The organism is Lentibacillus kimchii (genome assembly GCF_042666895.1).
In the GTDB taxonomy this organism is placed as follows: Bacteria; Bacillota; Bacilli; order Bacillales; family Amphibacillaceae; genus Lentibacillus; species Lentibacillus kimchii.
The window spans coordinates 24,495-41,108 of sequence record NZ_JBHTGR010000005.1 but is presented as its reverse complement, the minus strand read 5'-3'; the positions used below and the strand labels follow the sequence as shown (position 1 = coordinate 41,108).

The 16,614-nt window shown below is 43.3% G+C and carries 16 protein-coding genes and 2 riboswitches; of the genes, 13 read left to right on the top strand and 3 right to left on the bottom strand.

All coding sequences use genetic code 11. The features are described from left to right. Positions 1-327 precede the first annotated feature (327 nt). A complete protein-coding gene (locus ACFQU8_RS02975; protein WP_382357683.1) occupies positions 328-1,791 on the top strand; it encodes a catalase in 1,464 nt (487 codons plus the stop codon). 243 nt (positions 1,792-2,034) lie between these two features. Here ACFQU8_RS02975 and ACFQU8_RS02970 read toward each other — a convergent pair whose 3' ends face one another. Next, a complete protein-coding gene (locus ACFQU8_RS02970; protein ID WP_382357682.1) occupies positions 2,035-2,967 on the bottom strand; it encodes an NADP-dependent oxidoreductase in 933 nt (310 codons plus the stop codon). A gap of 179 nt (positions 2,968-3,146) precedes the next feature. Next, positions 3,147-3,248: riboswitch (purine riboswitch) on the top strand. Positions 3,249-3,413: 165 nt separating this feature from the next. On the opposite strand from ACFQU8_RS02970, the gene ACFQU8_RS02965 reads away from it, so the two are divergent. The 8 genes from ACFQU8_RS02965 to ACFQU8_RS02930 all read left to right on the top strand — a co-directional run bounded on the left by ACFQU8_RS02965 (position 3,414) and on the right by ACFQU8_RS02930 (position 9,460). Continuing rightward, positions 3,414-4,004: a xanthine phosphoribosyltransferase gene (locus ACFQU8_RS02965; protein WP_382357681.1), complete on the top strand. Its 591-nt coding sequence runs from the start codon at positions 3,414-3,416 to the stop codon at positions 4,002-4,004. A gap of 183 nt (positions 4,005-4,187) precedes the next feature. Further along, complete coding sequence (locus tag ACFQU8_RS02960; RefSeq protein ID WP_382357680.1) at positions 4,188-4,658, top strand: hypothetical protein; 471 nt, start codon at positions 4,188-4,190, stop codon at positions 4,656-4,658. Between the two features lie 35 nt (positions 4,659-4,693). Next, positions 4,694-5,776, top strand: coding sequence for an aldehyde dehydrogenase family protein (locus ACFQU8_RS02955; RefSeq protein WP_382357679.1), 1,083 nt, complete (start codon positions 4,694-4,696; stop codon positions 5,774-5,776). Between the two features lie 376 nt (positions 5,777-6,152). Then, positions 6,153-6,452, top strand: coding sequence for a rhodanese-like domain-containing protein (locus tag ACFQU8_RS02950; RefSeq protein WP_382357678.1), 300 nt, complete (start codon positions 6,153-6,155; stop codon positions 6,450-6,452). 288 nt (positions 6,453-6,740) lie between these two features. Beyond that, positions 6,741-6,947, top strand: coding sequence for a copper chaperone CopZ (gene copZ, locus ACFQU8_RS02945; RefSeq protein ID WP_382357677.1), 207 nt, complete (start codon positions 6,741-6,743; stop codon positions 6,945-6,947). Positions 6,948-7,201: 254 nt separating this feature from the next. After that, positions 7,202-7,693, top strand: a complete 492-nt coding sequence (locus ACFQU8_RS02940; RefSeq protein ID WP_382357676.1) for a MarR family winged helix-turn-helix transcriptional regulator — start codon at positions 7,202-7,204, stop codon at positions 7,691-7,693. Further along, complete coding sequence (locus tag ACFQU8_RS02935; RefSeq protein WP_382357675.1) at positions 7,671-8,633, top strand: ATP-binding cassette domain-containing protein; 963 nt, start codon at positions 7,671-7,673, stop codon at positions 8,631-8,633. The genes ACFQU8_RS02940 and ACFQU8_RS02935 overlap by 23 nt, the downstream gene beginning before the upstream one ends. Beyond that, positions 8,633-9,460, top strand: a complete 828-nt coding sequence (locus ACFQU8_RS02930; protein WP_382357674.1) for an ABC transporter permease — start codon at positions 8,633-8,635, stop codon at positions 9,458-9,460. The genes ACFQU8_RS02935 and ACFQU8_RS02930 overlap by 1 nt, the downstream gene beginning before the upstream one ends. A gap of 242 nt (positions 9,461-9,702) precedes the next feature. Here ACFQU8_RS02930 and ACFQU8_RS02925 read toward each other — a convergent pair whose 3' ends face one another. Then, positions 9,703-10,809 carry a M24 family metallopeptidase gene (locus ACFQU8_RS02925; protein ID WP_382357673.1) on the bottom strand — a complete coding sequence of 369 codons (1,107 nt, stop codon included), beginning with the start codon at positions 10,807-10,809 and terminating at the stop codon, positions 9,703-9,705. Between the two features lie 157 nt (positions 10,810-10,966). After that, positions 10,967-11,151, top strand: a riboswitch (cobalamin riboswitch). A 126-nt stretch (positions 11,152-11,277) separates the two neighbouring features. On the opposite strand from ACFQU8_RS02925, the gene ACFQU8_RS02920 reads away from it, so the two are divergent. The 4 genes from ACFQU8_RS02920 to ACFQU8_RS02905 all read left to right on the top strand — a co-directional run bounded on the left by ACFQU8_RS02920 (position 11,278) and on the right by ACFQU8_RS02905 (position 15,544). Then, positions 11,278-12,261 (top strand): ABC transporter substrate-binding protein, encoded by a 984-nt coding sequence (locus ACFQU8_RS02920; RefSeq protein ID WP_382357672.1) that lies wholly within the window; start codon positions 11,278-11,280, stop codon positions 12,259-12,261. After that, entirely contained in the window at positions 12,233-13,276 is a 1,044-nt protein-coding gene (locus ACFQU8_RS02915) for a FecCD family ABC transporter permease (RefSeq protein WP_382357671.1), read from the top strand. Before ACFQU8_RS02920 ends, ACFQU8_RS02915 begins: the two co-directional genes overlap by 29 nt. Before the next feature lie 48 nt (positions 13,277-13,324). Continuing rightward, positions 13,325-14,731, top strand: a complete 1,407-nt coding sequence (locus tag ACFQU8_RS02910; protein WP_382357670.1) for an ABC transporter ATP-binding protein — start codon at positions 13,325-13,327, stop codon at positions 14,729-14,731. Positions 14,732-14,866: 135 nt separating this feature from the next. Further along, a complete protein-coding gene (locus ACFQU8_RS02905; RefSeq protein WP_382357669.1) occupies positions 14,867-15,544 on the top strand; it encodes a uracil-DNA glycosylase in 678 nt (225 codons plus the stop codon). Between the two features lie 46 nt (positions 15,545-15,590). On the opposite strand, the gene ACFQU8_RS02900 is transcribed toward ACFQU8_RS02905, so the two are convergent. Next, entirely contained in the window at positions 15,591-16,388 is a 798-nt protein-coding gene (locus ACFQU8_RS02900; RefSeq protein ID WP_382357668.1) for an N-acetylmuramoyl-L-alanine amidase, read from the bottom strand. Positions 16,389-16,614 lie beyond the last annotated feature (226 nt).

Sequence of the window (16,614 nt, the reverse complement as noted above, 5' to 3'; positions counted from 1 at the left end):
GACGAACTTGATAAACATTCTCAGTATAACTTGTTTGGTGATAATCAGCTAAAAGTGTTACAATATTTTAAAGATAGGAAATTCACGTTGAGCGAGCTTTCCAGCTAGCTGATTTTCGTGAATTTGTTCGCGATATGGCTATAGCAAAGAACTTATGACACTTTAGTTCTGAGTGCCTCATAGTTAGCTTAAAACCAGCGATACATAAATTGGACCGCTAGGAGTCGTTCGCTATTTAAAATGATTATTATAAAGTATTGACTTTAACCAGATATCTATTATAATAGTAAGCAGTCGAAAATCATTTAGGGAGAGGTGTTCAAGTACATGGGTAATGAAAAGAAACGTATCACAACTGCTTCCGGAGCCCCCGTTGGTGATAATCAAAATTCAATTACGGCAGGTGAAAGAGGCCCGACGCTCGTTCAGGATGTTCATTTTCTGGAAAAGATAGCTCATTTTGATCGTGAGCGTATTCCTGAGCGTGTTGTGCATGCTAAAGGCGCCGGCGCTTTTGGCTACTTTGAAGTAACCAATGATGAGATCTCTAAATATACCAAAGCTGATTTCCTGAGTGACAAAGGCAAGCGCACAGAGATGTTTGCCCGTTTTTCTACTGTTGCCGGTGAACAGGGCTTTGCTGACACTGTCCGGGATCCGCGCGGTTTTGCGTTGAAATTCTATACTGATGAAGGCAACTATGACATGGTTGGGAATAATACGCCTCTCTTTTTCGTTCGTGACGCGATTAAGTTTCCTGACTTTATCCATTCACAAAAACGGAATCCGCGCACAGGATTAAAAGATAAAGATATGGTCTGGGATTTCTGGTCACAGTCACCGGAATCACTGCACCAGATTACTTATTTGCATGGTGACCGCGGCATCCCTGCCACATATCGGCACATGAATGGTTATGGCAGCCATACCTATAAATGGGTCAATGAGCAAGGTGAGGCATACTGGATTAAGTATCACTTTATCAGTGATCAGGGCGTTAAAGGTCTTGATGTTGATGTAGCTGATGAGCTTGCAGGCAAAGAGCCGGACTATCACCGGGAAGATCTTTATAATGCGATTGAAAAAGGAGATAGTCCTTCCTGGACACTATATGTCCAAATTATTCCTTATGCAGATTACAAAACGTATAAATGGGATATTTTTGATGTAACCAAAACCGTTTCCCATAAGGATTATCCGCTTATTGAGGTTGGTAAAATGGTATTAAATCGCAATCCTGAGAATTTTTTTGCTGATGTTGAACAAGCAGCCTTCTCACCAGCAAATCTGGTGCCAGGTATTGAAACCTCACCTGATAAAATGCTGCAGGGCCGTTTATTCAGCTACTCGGATACACAGCGTTACCGTTTAGGAACGAATCATCAGCAAATTCCTGTTAACCGTCCGAAAGTCGAAACGAACCATTATCAGCGTGATGGCTATATGGCTGTAGATGGCAACGGTGGCGGTGATCCGGTTTATGAACCAAACACGATTAATGGACCGGTTGAAGATCGTTCAGTAAATGTTAGTCCTTTTGATGTCGATGGTATGGCTGATAGTGTCTCTTATACGAGTGATGATCATTATACACAGCCGGGAGATCTTTATCGTCTGATGAGTGAAGATGAAAAAGCCCGTCTCGTGCAGAACTTTGCCGACCATATGCGTCCTGTTACACGTGATGATATTAAACTGCGTCAAATTGAGCACTTCTATAAGGCGGATCCCGATTGGGGCGAGCGTGTGGCTAAAGAATTAGGTTTGGCTGTTCCCACGGGCGTTAAATAATTGACTTTAGCGTGTCAGCGGTCTATTAATTGTTGCAGTTTGCTAAGATAAATAACGAGAATGATAGGAGCAGCCGTTCCCACATAGAGGGGAGCGGCTGCTTTTATTAAGTGATTCGTCTACTTCGTTTTGATGATTATTTTTCCATTTGTTCTTCTCGCCCCGTATTGATCTATGGCAATTGCTTTCACATACATACTCATCTCATATTTACATTGAAAAACGACTGGTGCGATTAAGGCACTATTTTTCAGTAATGACAATCTTCCCTTTGGCATGGTGTGTTTCACTCAGCCGATGCGCTTCACGCAAACCTTCCTGTGTCAAGGGGAAGGTATGACCTATAATCGGTTTAACCTCACCTTGTTCCATCAATTGTCCTAATTGAGCGAGTTGTTTTCCATTCGGATTAAGCCACAGCGAGTCGGCTTTCAGCTGATTGGCTTCCGCTCGTCTCTGATCAGGTTCACCGGCAATCGACACCAGGCGTCCTCCGGCTTTTAGAATGTCATGACTTTTTTCGAGTATGTCACCCCCGAGTGTATCGAGCACAATATCGGCGTCTTGGACAACATCGGCAAAATCAGTTTGCTCATAATTAATAAATTCATCGACCCCTAATGATTTCAGTAAGGCTTCATTTTTGCCGCTTGCGGTGGATACAACATACGCACCAAAACTTTTAGCAATTTGAATTGCCAGGCTGCCAACACCTCCGGAACCTGCGTGAATGAGGACTTTATCGCCAGATTGAATCGCGGAAAAGTCTACTAGACATTGCCAGGCTGTCAAGCCCGCCAGCGGGACAGCTGCCGCATCCTGAAAGGAGATATCAGCAGGCTTTTTGGCTAGCAAATTGGCATCGATGGCTGCATACTGAGCATATGTCCCGTTTTCCATAGCTGGTCTGGCAAATACGTCGTCGCCTGCTTGGAAGTCTGTCACATTTGCTCCGGTATCACGAACAACACCAGCTGCGTCCCAGCCAAGTATTGCAGGAAACGGTAAAGGAATTGTGTCTTTCATATAGCCTTCACGGACTTTCCAGTCAATTGGGTTAATGGAGGTCGCATAAAGTTCAACCAGCACTTGATTCTCACTGATTTCTGGTTTTGGCATCTCTCTTTCTATAAGTTCCTCTGCTTTTCCATATTGCTCTATAACAACTGCTTTCATAGCACATGCTCCTTTTTTAGATATAACAATGTCGTTAATAGTCATTATAGACGAAATGCCTGTTCTCGCATAAGAAAGAGCTTATATAGCAGCGAATGGCGTTTCAAACAACATCGTTTAACAAGCACGATTGTTTCGGCTGGGGTTGATTTTGCAGTTCACCGTGTTACAATTTACATATTAATTGAAAAGTATCATTTCATATATCAGCAGGGATATGGCTTGCAAGTTTCTACCGGTTCACCGTAAATGAACTGACTATGAAAGAAAGCGTCGTACTGGTGCCGTTATCAATATAGCTGGCGTTTATCTTGTTTCGGATTGTTTAAACCCGGAAAACAAGCTTTCCTCATAGACGAGCGGAAGCCTGTTTTCCGGGTTTATTTATTGGGGCAGCTGTTGCTTAGCGGGACAACTAAAATACTGATTGCAGAAAGGTGATCATCATGCAGCGATTAAAGCAAAAAATTGAGAACGAGGGCGTTGTTGTGTCCGAATCTGTGTTAAAGGTTGATGGGTTTTTAAATCATCAGATTGATCCAATAATGATGCAGGAAATAGGTGAAGAGTTTACCTCTCGTTTTGCCAATGAAGGTGTTACAAAGATCGTGACGCTCGAATCGTCAGGCATTGCACCTGCGGTAATGGCAGGACTGTCATTGGGGGTTCCGGTTGTTTTTGCCCGAAAGAGCAAGTCCCTCACGTTGACAGATCACCTCTATAGTGCGGACGTCTATTCGTTTACAAAACAGGAATCAAACCAGATTTCTGTATCCACAGACTATCTTTCCAAAGATGATATCGTTTTGCTTATTGATGACTTTCTTGCTAACGGCCAGGCAGTGCTCGGAATGGTCTCTATGCTGGAGCAGGCTGGGTCGGCACTTGCTGGGATTGGCATTGTTATCGAAAAAGGTTTTCAGGACGGCGGCGCCATTTTGAGAAGCCGCGGCATTCAGGTGGAATCACTGGCCATAGTTGACTCGCTTGCTAACGGAGAAGTAACTTTTCGTGATGAGAAGGCCTCGTCGGAATAAAACCTTTCACTTTCTTTATAACATTTGCTTGTATGCGGTGCTATTGTAGTGCCGTTTATGGCAGCCAAATGTAATAAGCAAACTACATTAGTAAAGCTTCTCATTATGTTTCTTAAGTTGTGGAAAAATTCAAATGGTTATGTTAATATAAAATAAAATAATTCGAGATGAGGAGGACGTATGTTGCATGATACGGATGATGTCAGTACTTCCTTGATGAACATTTCTGCAAACTTTGAGGGACGTGTTATGAACCGGATTTATCCTTTTCATATCCTTTGCATCTATAACTCCCATGAAAAACAGGATTATTTGAAACGCTATGCAAAACGCGTTATTTCTGGCGCGAAAGATGACTTGCGATTGTTTAGTCATGAACAGGAAGGTGAGTCATTCATAATATCGCAAACATCCTATCAGCAAAATCAGGGGATTTTTTCCAGAATTCGTACTCAGGCAAGAGACGATGTATTTAACCGTATTGCAACAGGAATTACGGCATACTTTTTAAAGAAATATACGCATTTGATTCAATCATCCATGTCACAGCATTGGGTTTTGAGAAACCCACAGTTACTGAACACGTCAGTGCAAAAAATTAAGGTTCTCTTAAAGGAGAATACCTTTCTTGCTGAAGAAACAGCTTCAGGGTGATGGTCTGGTCGGATCGTGGGAATATCTTGAGTGGGATGAAACGCTGGCCGGTTCTGATGGCTGGGCCAGGGGTCCCCTATGGGGTTGTTCTGGGAATCAGCCCGTGGAATGCCGGATTGTTTACGTTCACTATTAAGGCCGCTTATGCACTGGCAGCAGGAAATACGGTCATTATAAAACCATCTGAACTGGCCGCTGTAGCTTCACTTCGCTATGGCGAGATTCTTTCAGACATTCTGCCTCCTGGTGTTATCAATGTGATTTCTGGTTTAGGCCGCGACATAGGCGATGCACTTGTCAGTCATGAAAAAGTGAACAAGGTCAGTCTTACTGGTTCTAAACCAACAGCAAAGGCCATTGCACATGCCTCTTCTTCCGATCCGAAGTCATTGATTTTTGAGCTGGGCGGAAAATCGCCCAATATTGTTTTTGCTGATGCGGATTTGGAAAAGGCGGCAAACGGCGTCCTAAATGGAATTTATACACCAAATGCTGGTCAAATTTGTGCCGCTGGTTCTCGTATATTGATTCAGCGTTCAGTTTTTGAAGAAATGTTAGCCCTTCTCAAAACGAAAATGACCTCTCCGGGGGCTGTCAAATTTGGAGATACACTGGATACAGCTAATAACATGGGACCAGTAGCAAACAAGCCGCAATATGATAAAGTGCGTGCTTTTTTGGCGAGGGGATTGGAGGAAGGCGCGGAACTCGTTTTTGGAGGCCGAAGCGCCGGCGAGACGCTATTACCCGATCAGCCAGTGTTTGCGGATGGTTACTGGGTTGAACCGACCTTGTTTAAAACAGAGAGCAATCAGTTAAGTATCTGTCAGGAAGAAATTTTCGGGCCAGTTGCAGTAGCCATTCCGTTTGATGATGAGGCTGAGGCTATACAAATAGCTAACGATACGGAATATGGACTTGCTGCAGGTGTTTGGACCAATGATCTGCAGCGAGCCCACCACATGGTGGAAAAGATAGAGGCTGGCAGTGTATGGGTTAATACGTATGCAATGGTTGGACCAGACTTGCCTTTTGGAGGCCTTAAGGGCAGTGGCTACGGTACCGATACGGTGCTCGAATATACACGAGAAAAAGCAAGTGTTATCAATTTTGGATAGTATAAAGACATAACCAGGGTACATCAAAAGGCTGATTTGACGTAATCAGCCTTTTTGTACGGCGCTATAATTTTGCTGTGCCTATAGCTTCGGGGATTAAAGACGTAATTTTCAGTTACTTCGATAACATTCCCCGGGAAATAATGCCTTAAAGACAACTTATTTTATTTTGTTATGTCAAATATGAAACAAGATATTGGAAAAATGGCATTCCATCCTCTATCATAAGACTTAGCGGCAGCTTAGGGATGATCAATTAGAATGGTGGATTGGTCAAAGTGATACTTGAATAACCATACGTGTCACTTTAGACAGTGCCATGATAAGATGGAAATTGCAGAAAGCCTGTATAAACTCAAGTTTAGGAGGCCACATTATGAAACAAATTGATATGACAACGTTAGAAGAAAAAATGAAGAATAAAGAAAACGTGAATGTTATTGACGTACGTGAGGATGATGAGGTAGCACAGGGGAAAATTCCAGGTGCCAAACATATACCCTTAAATGACATCCCGGATCGTCTTAATGAATTGGATGAAAATAGTCATTACTATATGGTTTGCCGCTCAGGCGGCCGCAGCGGCAAAGCAAGTGATTATCTTGAAAGTGAGGGCTATGATGTTACCAATGTTGACGGTGGCATGCTGGCCTGGAATGGTGAAGTCGAGAAATAAAGGGCTGCCATCAAAACAACTGCTAAAACAACTAAAGTCATAAATCTTTATAATGCAATAAGTTTGACCGTTAAATGGTAACAATGGGCATCTTATGAGTGTGTATGAAACGTGTTAACTAGTAAAGACATAAGTTATAAAGAGATCCTGTAACGCTAGTAATGCTTGTTAATTGAAATTGGTTAGCGGGCACTGCTAAAATTTAGTACAATGAGAGTGATTTTTAGGGAAAAGCCAGTTATTTGGAAAACCTTCCTATATTATTATCTTTAAAAGGAGTGACTAGATATGCAAACAACACTTAATGTCCAGGGCATGACTTGTGAACATTGTGAAAGCGCCGTAAAGGGTGCGTTGGAAAATTTGCAGGGCGTTCAGAGTGCTGAGGTGCATCTCGATACAGGAAAAGTTGATGTTACGTACGATGATGCGGCTGTAAGCATTGCTGCTATGCATGAAGCTATTGAAGATCAGGGTTATGATGTTGTCGCATAATCATAAAAACGGCTCCTTACTAGGGGCCGTTTTTTTATGGCATGGCAAATTTTAAAAGTTCAGCGACGGTTAATGCTTCTCTTTGCATAGCAGGATGGATCGGAAAACAGTTAATATATCAACGGAATAATGAATTGCTTTAAAGTCTATCTAAAATGAACACACCAAATAGCGCTTTTTGGTTTATCTTAGTCTGTTAATATGGTAAATTATTTAGTGTACGAAATATTCGTGTACGAAAAGGAGAAACGGGTATGGAACACCGTGAATTCTCACGCTCAGGCATGCAAACGGCTGAGCTTTTCCGTGAAATAAACAGTGTGTTAAATCAGCGCATGCGCCAGTCATTTCAGGAAGTAGGCTTAACACCGCCCCAAATGATGATTTTGCATTATTTATATAATCATAATGGATGTATGGTGAGTGATATCAGTCAGGATCTTCATTTGGCTGCCAGTACTGTTTCGAGTATATTGGATCGGCTGGAACGCAACGATTTTATTACCAGGCAGCGAAAGCAGGCAGATAAGCGCGTTGTGCAGGTAATTTTGTCGCAAAGAGCGCTCGACTGGAAAGACTCCCTGCGCGCCAATCTTGATGGGACGATGGAGCGTATGGTTCGGAACGCCACGGATGATGAGCTTGAACAGATTATCAGTGGTTTGCAGTTAATGAAAGATGTGTTAAATAGAAATATACAGACTGAGGAAGGGGAGGAGCCGCATGGAGACAATTGTGGAAGTTAATGATTTGAAAAAGACTTATAAAGATAAAGAAGCTGTCAAGGGCGTCAATTTTTCCGTTGAGAAGGGCGAAATATTTGGTTTTCTCGGTCCGAATGGCGCTGGTAAAAGCACCACGATCGATATGCTGTCAACCATTAACAAGCCAACCAGTGGTGATGCCATTATCAATGGTTATCATGTTGCTTCTGAGAAAGATCGTGTACGGGGAAGTATTGGCTTAATATTTCAGGAGTCAACACTTGATGAAAAATTAACCGCTAATGAAAATTTAAAACTTCATTGTCGTTTTTACAATGTTCCTAAGGAGAAACGGGAAGAACGTATTCAAGAAGTATTAGAAATTGTTGACTTAACAGAAAACCGCTATAAGATTGCAGAAAAATTCTCGGGTGGTATGAAACGCCGGCTGGAAATTGCGCGGGGGCTCCTGCATTATCCGAGGGTTCTGTTCCTGGATGAGCCAACTGTCGGTCTTGACCCGAATACACGTAATCATATCTGGGATTATATTCTGAAATTAAAGAAAAAAGCAGGGATTACGATTTTCTTAACCACTCATTCTATGGACGAAGCAGAACTTTGTGATCGTATAGCTGTCATGGATCATGGGGAAGTGATTGCTTTGGATTCTCCGGAAAAAATGAAGACAGATGTTGGTGGCGATATTATTGAAATTGAGACTGCCGATAATGAAAAAGCAAAGGCAACAATCGAAGCTGACTATAGGTTAGAGGTCAAAGAAAAGGATGGTATGCTAACGTTCCAGATAAACAATGGAAGTGAATTTCTCGTGCAGTTTGTAAAAGATTTCACGGTAGAAATTCTGACCGTTAATCTGCGACGTCCAACGCTAAATGACGTGTTTATGCATTTAACGGGACGTGGCATCCGGGAAGAAGCAGCACAGCCTGCTGAACAGACGAAAGGAGGAACAAACTGATGGAAGGCATTCTGGCTGTATGGCAGCGTGATGTCATTAAATTTTTCCGTGATATAAGCCGACTACTGGGATCATTTGCTATGCCATTTATGTTTTTAATTTTGTTTGGAAGCGGCATGAGTGGCGCAATGCAATCAATGATTGGCGGCAGCGGTGGCGGACCTCTGGCTGATTTTGACTTTGTCAAGTTTATGTTTCCGGGTATTATCGGAATGGTTGTGTTTACTAACTCGATATTTTCAGCGCTATCGGTTGTGCAGGATAAAGAATTTGGCTACATGCGTGAAATCCTTGTATCACCTATGTCCCGTGTATCAATTGCGATCGGAAAGGTACTTGGAGGTACAACGGTAGCCGTTATTCAAGGATTAATGATGCTTATTTTCGTACCATTTATTGGTGTTTCAATAAGCTTTCTCATGGTTGTGAAATTAATTCCAATTATGTTCCTCGTTGGCTTTACCATGTCATCAATTGGCCTTCTGATAGCGAGTCTGTTAAATTCAGCACAAGGTTTCCAAATGGTATCCCAAATTCTATTATTCCCAATGCTGTTTTTGTCCGGTGCACTGTTCCCATTAAATGGAATGCCGGCATGGATGGATGTTATCGTTAAAATTAATCCGTTAACTTATTCGGTTGATATGCTCAAGAATGTTGTATTACAGCCAGGTACTCTGAGTGAGCCGATGCAGGAAGCGATGGGACTTAACTTAGACTTATTTGGACATACGATTTCACTCACAGGCGATATCCTGATCGTTCTTGGGATTGCAGCTGTGTTTATTGTATTGGCTACAGTAAGATTTGCTAAAACAGAAGCGTAGGTCTTCATATATACCGCTGATGCAAAGCTCATGGAAAATATAACAGCCCAGATTTACAACATACTTGGCGAACGATTAAACCCAGGCTCATATAAACGAGCTGGGTTTAAATGTTTTATTTAGACGAAAATGACTGGAAACTAAACGGCTGTTGAAAACAAAAATAGCGTGGCCTTCACTGATGATCGTGAGGGCCACGCTTAGTTTATTGACTGGGTTAGTCTAACCAGCATTCAAATAGTTTATAGAACTTGCAGCTCTTTAGGGAATGTGGTCAATACGTCTGCTTCTCCGTTCTCATTGATATAGACCTCGTCTTCAATGCGAACACCGCCGAAGTCAGGAATGTAAATCCCGGGTTCAATTGTGAACATGAGTCCATTTTCAGCTGCAGCTTCATTATTTTCATGCAAGGATGGCTCTTCATGCAGTCCGATGCCAAGTCCATGGCCGACGCGGTTATTGAAATACGCGCCATAGCCGCTGTCGTCGATAACGTTTCGCGCTGCAATGTCGAACGTTTTAAGCGGAACACCGGCTTGTACAGCATTGATGCCAGCTTGATTGGACTTTAGCACGATGTTATAAATGTTGCGCTGTTCCTCGGATGCTTCACCGATAACAAAAGTCCGTGTCATGTCGGAACAATAGCCTGCATTTGTCACAACGCCGAAGTCAATCAGTAAAAAGTCACCATTCTGAAATGCGCGGTCTCCTGGTGTGCCATGCGGCATGGCTGTTTTTTCACCTGCAAGTGCGATGGTGGAGAAGGAAGGCCCCGCTGCCCCAAACTGTTTCATGAGGTATTCTAACTCAGCAGCCAGCTCCGCTTCTGTCATACCGATTTTAACCTTTTTAATTCCTTCAGTAAGGACCTTTTCGCTGATGGTTACAGCTTCCTGCATCAGATCAATTTCACTTCTGGTTTTTTTGAGCCGTTGCTTGTTTACCAGTGGCTGGATATCAGTATAAGACGCATCAGGAAAAACATCCTGTAAGCGGCGATGACGGAACATACTGACTACATTCATCTCAACGCCAATCTGCTGAATGTTTGTTCCCAGTTCTGCTTGCAGCTTATCAAATGGGTCTTCTTCATCAGAAATCGGAATAATTGTTTTAATGATTGATTCATTGTCGGCTATTTCTTTATCCAATGCTGGAACAAACAGTCTGGATGTTTGCTGACGGCCATCTAATACCAGTGCCATAAAACGTTCATGCGGATCAGAATTAAACCCTGTGTAATAGAAAACATTGGCCGGGTCAGTGATGATTGCTACATCAATTTTCTGCTCCTGCAGGCTGTTTTGCAAGGTTATTAGCCGTTTTTCGTAGTTTATTGCCATTTTTGGACCCTCCAATTCGTTTGTCACCATTATAACATGAAACGATTAATCCCGCTTAACTAATCGAATTCATTATACATACAGATCAATTTTGCTGATCGACAAAAACCGGGAAGTGACAGGCACCTTGTAAAGATGTATAATAGAGTCAGAAAATAATTTCATTTTGGGCACAGGTGATTTCGTTTTGTGAAATCTTGAAAGGGAAGCTGGTGAAAGGCCAGCGCGGTCCCGCCACTGTGTTTGCGAGCGAGCTGCGATACCACTGACATGTGAATGTATGGGAAGGTGCAGTGAGTGATGACCATGAGCCAGGAGACCTGCCTGTTGTCTTTTGAACACCAGAGCCTGCGAGGAATAGGAGGGTGTAGAGGGACAGGTATATCAAACTGCCCTTTTACATAACCATCTTCATTTTTCGTGAAGATGGTTTTTTATTTGTTTTAATTTAAATTAAGGGGGATTAACGTGAAGAAAAATTTGGCCTTTACATTATTAGTGATGGTTATGATGGGGCTGTTAATCAGCTGCAGTGCAGGGGATTCTACTGCAGATGAGGGGACAGAAAATGCAGATGAAGACGCGACGCAGACAGATGCAGGCGATTCCGATTTTCCGTTAACGGTAACAGATGCACTTGATAATGAGATGACGATTGAGGCGAAACCTGAACGGATTGTTTCATTAATTCCAAGCAACACAGAAATTGCATTTGCGCTCGGATTAGAGGATGAAATTGTTGGCGTAACAGATAATGATGATTATCCTCAAGAAGCACAGGAAAAAGAAAAAGTGGGCGGTATGGAATTGAATGTGGAAAAGATTATAAGTCTTAAACCAGACCTAGTGCTGGCCCACGCTTCTGCTGAACAAAATTTTAAAGAAGCGTTAAAACAGATCCGGGATGCGGATATTAATGTATTTGTTGTTCAGGGTGCGCAGCAAATTGACGAAACGTATGATACGATTAATCAAATCGGTGAAATTACGGGTACCCAAGAGACAGCTGAGGATATTGTCAGCAATATGCAAGAGGAATTTGCTTCGCTGATTGATAAAACCGATTCCATCAGTGATGATGAGCGGAAGTCTGTCTTTTTTGAGGTAGCACCTGCACCAGACATGTTTACGGCGGGTGAAAATACGTTTTTCAATGATCTGCTGCGCGTTGTGAATGCTGATAATGTTTCCAAAGATCAGGATGGCTGGACGCAGATTGACCCAGAGGCTGTTGTGGAACTTGATCCGGATGTCATTATAACGACATATGGAACGGATAATGATCCTGTCGAACAAGTAACCAATCGAGACGGCTGGGAGGACATGACGGCCATTAAAAATGATCAGGTTTATCAGATTGATTCAGATATTGTCAGTCGTCCCGGGCCTCGATTAGTCGACGGTGCAAAGGAGATCGCTAAGGTTGTCTATCCGGAACTTTTTAAGGAATAAACATTTAGTTGCCTATGGATTGGCGCTAGCATTTTTAGTGATAGCGGTTCTGACGGCTGTGTCTGTTGGCACTGTATCGGTCCCGGTTTTGGATATTATTAAAATAATTGGTGCACAGATTTTCCGTTTGCCGGCAGCTGATGATATTGACCCAATGTATGTGAATATTATCTCGGAAATCCGTTTGCCCAGAGTGCTCCTTGCAGGACTTGTCGGAGCATCTCTGGCGATTGCCGGGGCGGCGTTTCAGGGACTTTTGCAAAATCCGCTCGCGGACCCGTATATTTTAGGTGTTTCATCTGGAGCCTCTGTAGGTGCTGTAGCTACCTTGTTTTTTAACGTGTCAATCCCTTTTCTCGGACTTTATACGTTACCTGTGCTTAGCATCGCGGCTGCTTTACTTACGATTTTGCTTGTCCTGTTTTTTGCACGTCGTGTAGACCGGTCGATGCGCGTGGAAACAATTATTCTAACAGGAATTATATTCAGCTCCTTTCTGGGGGCTTTTATATCGTTAATTATTGCCTTGACAGATGACCAATTGCAGCAGATTATGGGCTGGCTGCTTGGAAGCGTCTCCTCCCGTGGCTGGCGTTACATTGGTATTATGGTTCCGTTCTTTATTTTGGGAGTTTGTCTGCTGTTAATGAACACCCGTGAATTAAATGCCATGTCCTTTGGTGAAGAAAGGGCACAGCATTTAGGTGTTGATGTTGGAAAACGCAAATTGATGATTCTTGTGGCTGGGTCGATCGTTACTGGTGCGGCTGTGGCTGTCTCTGGAGCCATTGGTTTTGTTGGATTAGTCATTCCCCATTTAACACGACGGTTATGGGGACCTGATCATGTTCATTTGCTGCCTCTCTCAGTCATTATTGGTGCTGGTTTTTTAATACTGACGGATCTGATATCCCGGACGATTATATCACCAACGATTCTGCCAATTGGTGTGATCACCGCATTAATAGGAGCTCCCGTGTTTGCGATTATTTTAATGAACCAACGTCAAAAGTAACCATTGGCATGACACAAAAACAAGGCACAGCAAAAGAAGGAGGATGTCATGTTAAACCTGCAGCATGTTTCGGGTGGTTATGATGATCAGCCGATTATTCAAGATCTCAGTTTTTCTGTAACGCGTGGCGAATTTTTTGGGATACTGGGACCGAATGGCAGCGGAAAAACAACGCTGTTAAAAATGATTAGCGGCCTTATTCCCACTGTATCTGGCTCTATTCAGCTGGCGAATGTGAGTATAGCCAGCTTTTCACGAAAGGCACTGGCACGAAGAATGGCTGTTCTTCCTCAGTTCACAGCTCAAGTATTTTCCTATACGGTCCGGGAAACGGTGGCATTGGGGAGATATGCCCACCATCAGGGGATGTTTCAAACCTGGACAGCTGAGGATGAACAAGTGCTTCAGACAGTCATGGAACAGACAACGACTAAAGCATTTGAGCATGAAGATGTGCAGGCATTATCAGGCGGCGAGCAGCAACGTGTGTTTCTTGCTCAGGCTTTAGCCCAGCAGCCAGATTTATTGCTGCTCGATGAGCCGACGAATCATCTCGACCTGGCTTATCAAAAAGAACTGCTCGATTTATTAAAAAAAGACGTAAATGAAGATGGCCTGACAGTTGTATCCATTTTTCATGATCTTAATCTGGCAAGTTTGTACTGTGACCGTTTGTTACTGCTGCATGAGGGCCAAAAGCAGGCCTTGGATACACCGGATAGCGTGTTGGCAGAGGATTTGATTCAAGACGTTTATCAAACAGATGTGACGAAGCATCCGCATCCGGCTATTGCAAAACCACAAATTCATTTGCTGCCAGATGCTGCTGACACAGCGACAGACACTGTCATCATTGATTCTTCCTTTTTGCATATACAGTCAGATCATCTTGTTCTTGCTGCACCAGCCCCATTGCGAACACTAGCACTTGGTGCATGGGGTTCTGGCATCGGTTGGAAGCAATATTTTGTGAACTGCCACATGTCAGCGGGTCATGCTTGTCCAGATACTGAGCGGGACATGCAGGAATATCTGGATGAATACCAGTTTGACTCGTCACGCACAGTCAGTATGGCGACAAGTGTTCAGCCCGGGCAAGCTGTCTCCGTTTTTCGAAAAAACGAATACATCTCTGTTTTCACGGTTGCTGCAGCCAGCGGAGGCGGAGAGCAAAAGAGCGTCATTCTCTGGTTGTTTATCAATGGGCATTTAGCTGATGAAACACTTATCCAGATGTTGGCGGCCGCAGCTGAGGTCAAAACTTATGTGCTGCAGGAATTGGCTGTCCGCGCGGAAAATGGAAATTTCCCTTCTTCAGCTAACACGTTTGACCGGCTTGCGGCAGCCGCTGTGCAACAGGGCGAAACATTGTCAAAGAATGCTCTCGTCGCGCTGGAGGACTTAATCCGGACAAGCGTTTATACAGCAACGACACAAGCAATTCAGCGTTCTTGAGGTGTGCTGCATCAGGTATAAGATTCAGCTGTCCGTGACGCTGCTTTTAGTTAACTTATTCACAGGTCATTTTCAGCTGTACACTGCCGTGATATGATAATTAAAGATTCTTTTAGATTGTTGGGAGCTGACAATGTGGCTATTTTAACGAATGATTGGGCGCCAATCATGGAAAAAGAATTTCAGAAAGATTATTATTTAACGCTGCGTTCGTTTTTAAAACAAGAATACGGTGCACACACGGTTTATCCGGATATGTATGATATTTTTAATGCGCTGCATTATACGGATTATCAGAATACGAAAGTAGTTATTCTCGGGCAGGATCCATATCATGGGCCCAATCAGGCACACGGCTTGAGTTTTTCTGTTCAGCCGGATGTCACCATACCGCCATCATTGAAAAATATTTATCAAGAGCTGAACGATGATATCGGTCTGCCTATACCAGAGCATGGATGTCTAACCGACTGGGCGAAACAAGGTGTCCTTCTTTTAAATACGGTGCTGACGGTACGAGCCGGAAAGCCAGCATCTCATCGCGGCCAGGGCTGGGAGCATTTTACCAATGAAGTGATCCAGCAGGTGAATGCGAAAACAGATCCGGTTGTATTTATCTTTTGGGGAAGACACGCCCAGGCTAAGGAGTCACTTATTACCGCGCCGCAGCATCTTATCATTAAATCCTCTCATCCAAGTCCGTTTTCTGCGCATAAAGGATTCTTTGGCAGTCGTCCTTTTTCGCGCACAAATCAGTTTTTGAAAGAAAATGGCCGCGCGCCGGTTGACTGGCATGTTAGCCCGGCGAGATAAAGCGCGGCCGACTGTTAGAAAGCCAGTTGAACCGGAAATAGCCGGATCAGCTGGTTTCCTTTATAATATAGGCATCACTGACATCGTTGGCTTTTACCACTTGCAGGTATTTCTCCGCATTCTGCCACTTAGCAAAAGCACCAGCTTGAACACGGTGCCATGTTTCACCAGAAATCGTGACTGCCGCAATATAGGCTTCTAATCCATTTGATTTCAGGTGATCAGCCCGTTTTTTGGCATTGGACTGTGATCTGAAGGACCCGGCTATGATTTTATAAAATGTTTTCGTTTTTTTTGTCTGTTTCAGGTTAAAGATCGCAGCAAGTCCATTAACGTGTCCTTGTGCTACTGTTTGCCGCCAGGCTGAATCTTTCATTAATGCCGCATCTTCTGGGTTGTCAATAAAGCCATTTTCCGTCAGGAGAGCCGGCATAGTCGACTCACGCAGCACATGAAAATTGGATTTTTTTGTACCACGGTCTTGCAGCTGATTCACCTTTAAAAGGTTCTCATGCATTGTGTTCTGATGAGCCGCTGTGGTTGAAGAATCAGTTAAGCTGCTGTGAATATAATCTTCATAGCCATCAGCCGATCCGTTAAATGAATTGGCATGAATGGATAAAAAGTAGTCAGCCCCCCAGTCGTTTGCTTCATCTGTCCGCTCCGTGAGACTTTTTGTCGTATCGTCAGAGCGGCTCATGCGTACATGGGCGTCAGGGTAGTGACTTGTTAAAATGGAACGGATCTTGCGGGCAACATCCAAATTAAACGTTTTTTCATTCATCCCGTTGCCATGAGCACCTGCATCTGAGCCGCCGTGTCCTGGATCTAAATATAATTTCATTAGTAATTCCTCCTTTTCATGACAGTATATTTTCTGGAAGCTGCTCACTCGTGGACACCTTGTTCAAATAGAACAAAATTGAGAAACATACCATCGGCCAAATGCTGACAGAACGGTTCGCAAGCTTATGGTCTGTGCTGTTTCTGCTGATTTGTAAAAGGTTCCTGTGAGACTTCCTATATAAATAATCGTTTAAGCTGAAAATAAAGGGGCAACAGGTCCGACT